Annotated in this window: 2 protein-coding genes; both read left to right on the forward strand. The window is 46.5% G+C overall.

The features are described from left to right. Positions 1-259: 259 nt before the first annotated feature. Positions 260-1,420 (forward strand): radical SAM/SPASM domain-containing protein, encoded by a 1,161-nt coding sequence (locus tag B3D59_RS07510; RefSeq protein WP_286818714.1) that lies wholly within the window; start codon positions 260-262, stop codon positions 1,418-1,420. Beyond that, the gene (locus B3D59_RS07515) at positions 1,401-2,405 is read left to right on the forward strand and encodes a hypothetical protein (protein WP_286818715.1); all 1,005 of its coding nucleotides are present in this window, start codon (positions 1,401-1,403) and stop codon (positions 2,403-2,405) included. The genes B3D59_RS07510 and B3D59_RS07515 overlap by 20 nt, the downstream gene beginning before the upstream one ends. Positions 2,406-2,582: the final 177 nt, after the last annotated feature.

Below are 2,582 nucleotides of genomic sequence, written 5' to 3' on the forward strand. Positions count from 1 at the left end.
CTTCGCCCCGCCGCCGGGGCGCCCCGGGTGCGATAGTGCCGTATTACCTGGTAAAAAAATGCGGGAAGTTTCAGTACAGGTAATACCGAGGTATCCCATACGCCCCCGCCCCCGACCGGGGCAGGGCTGGGGCGAGGGGGAGCGACCCAATCTCCTGAAACAGGTTCTCTACAGAGCAGATAAATGCATAAAGGAACTTTTTTAACCTGATAATTGAACCTCTCTGCATCGCAGGATTATGATGCAACCGGAGGAAGGAATGGATCGACGGCGCGGTATAAACAAAAAATTTGCTCTTGGTTTACTAAACCGGGCGGCAAAGATCCCATTTCGGGCATGTAAAAAAATTATTCTCACCTCCCCCTTTTTAAAAAGAGTATATTTCGATAATTACGCATCCTTCCGGTTCCGGTACCTGAAAATAAAAAAAAGCCTCAACCTGCTGAAACCCCGCCAGGTTCAGTGGTTGACGACCTACCGCTGTAATTTCACCTGCATTCATTGCGAGGCAAGCGCCGGGACAACAAAGGTTCATGAATTGACCACGGATGAGGCATTCAGGCTCATTGACGAATTAGCGGAGGCGGGAGTCCGGGGCATCCTGCTGAGCGGGGGTGAGCTTCTCGTCCGGAAAGATATTTTTCTCATTATCGAACACATTTTAAGCCGCGGATTAAAGTACAGTCTTGCGAGTAACGGCTTTCTGGTCTCTGAATTCAGCGAAGAATTCAGGAGACTGAAACCCGTGTTGTATTTTACCAGTATTGACGGGCTGGAACAGACAAACGATAAAGTCCGGGGAGTAAAGGGTGCTTTTAAAAAATGTCTGGATGCTGTGAAATTCTTCGAGTCAATCGGCGTGGAATACAGGACTATCAATACCGTGGTCCTCCCCGAAAATATCCGCGAGCTTCCTGAGCTGAAAAAAACCATACAGGATTCGGGGGCCTCGCTATGGAGACTTGCGATCCCAATCCCTGTCGGAAGGGCAAAGGAGAACCCGGAGGTGTCCCTTGATGCGGAACAGATACAATATCTGTTCGAATTTATCCGATCGGCCAGTAAAGAAATGAAAATCGAGCTTTCCGAAGATGCTGGCTATCTTGGCTGTTATGGGCAGGAACTGAGGTCATATCCTTTTTTCTGCAAGGCGGGGCTTACCTATTGCGCTATCATGCCGGATGGGGAAGTGCTGGGTTGCCAGATTGCTTACGACTCTTCCTTTTCTGAAGGAAATATCCGGACGCGTCCGTTCCGGGAGATCTGGCGGGATGGTTTTTCACGTTTTCGCAAACCCTGTTTTGAAACGGCATGCCGGTCCTGCGGTTTTCTCGAAAAGTGCAGGGGTGGTTGCTGGGGAATGCGGCTGGGAAACAAGCACTGTCTGAAGGATGTCTGGGATGAGCAAAAAACTGATTAAAACACTTGTCCGGGCATATCATACGATACCCCAAGGTAAAAGAGTCTGGCCGGGAAGAGTAATTTTCCCGTTGCGGATGATAGTTCGCGGAGTCGCCAACCTGTATTTTGAGGTGTACCGGATAGATGGCAAGGAGAGACAGTTTTATTGTATCACCAGCTCGAAGGTGGATCATGATTTCATCGGGCAATTCTGCGCGAATGCAGAAATTACAAAAACCGGTGAACTGTACGCCTGGAATTTAAGGAGGTTCATCCGTACTCATAATACAGTGATTATAGATATGCATAAATATCTTTCACCTTTTTTTAGTGACGGTCTGATCACTGTTCCCTGGGTCAGGCAGGTCCTTGATCTGGAAATACCGATGGAGGATCTTCTGAAACATATCAGGGAAAGAAAAAAAATCACCGCGTACCAGGCAGAAATTTCAACAGACACCAGGGCTATAAAAAAATTTTATGAGACCGTATATGTGCCTTATACGCTGAAAAGGTATGCAAATGCGTCGATTATGGATTTTGAAACATTTAATGAATATATGTTAAAAAAATCCGGGGAATTGCTGATTGTAAAAAAAAATGGACTGCCTGTCGGTGGAGCATGCTGTGTACTGGTCCAAAACACCTATCATTGGCGGATCAATGGGTTGATCGATGAAGACTTTTTAAACGATGGCGCAATGGCTGCGATCTACTATTTCGGCATTCAGCGGGCAAAAGAGAGAAAAGCCCTCACCATGGACTTGGGATGGAGCCGGGCATCCATCTCTGACGGAGTCCTTTCGTACAAAAGAAAGTGGCAGGCAAAAATATATCCGGATATAAGAAACCGTGTCATCTATCTGAAGAATCTCAAAAAAGAAGGTCTTATCATTGTGGAAGAAAAAAAACTCAAAGTCATTGTATTTTCAAAAAAAAATGCAGATCTCCCACTGTATGCAGATTCTGGACTTGAATTAAAGCTGGTTGAGCCAGAATCCTGAGCAACCGGCGGCAAACAGCAAAAACACCATCATCAGCTGCTGTACCGACTTATTTCAATGACTGGTGGCGGAATATCCGATGCATATAACGTGGGCTTCTGCCGGGATTTTGTACCTTTTCTCCAGACTTTGCACAAAAAAAGATGAACGATTGGCTCTGTAGAAATGCTGAGTTCA

Origin of the sequence: Desulfobacter sp. UBA2225 (assembly GCF_002348205.1) — a bacterium.
Classification (GTDB): Bacteria; Desulfobacterota; Desulfobacteria; order Desulfobacterales; family Desulfobacteraceae; genus Desulfobacter; species Desulfobacter postgatei.

Coding starts and splice junctions, on each gene's coding strand:
- B3D59_RS07510 (WP_286818714.1), top strand. CDS start 260: ATGGATCGACGGCGCGGTATAAACAAAAAATTTGCTCTTGGTTTACTA.
- B3D59_RS07515 (WP_286818715.1), top strand. CDS start 1,401: ATGAGCAAAAAACTGATTAAAACACTTGTCCGGGCATATCATACGATA.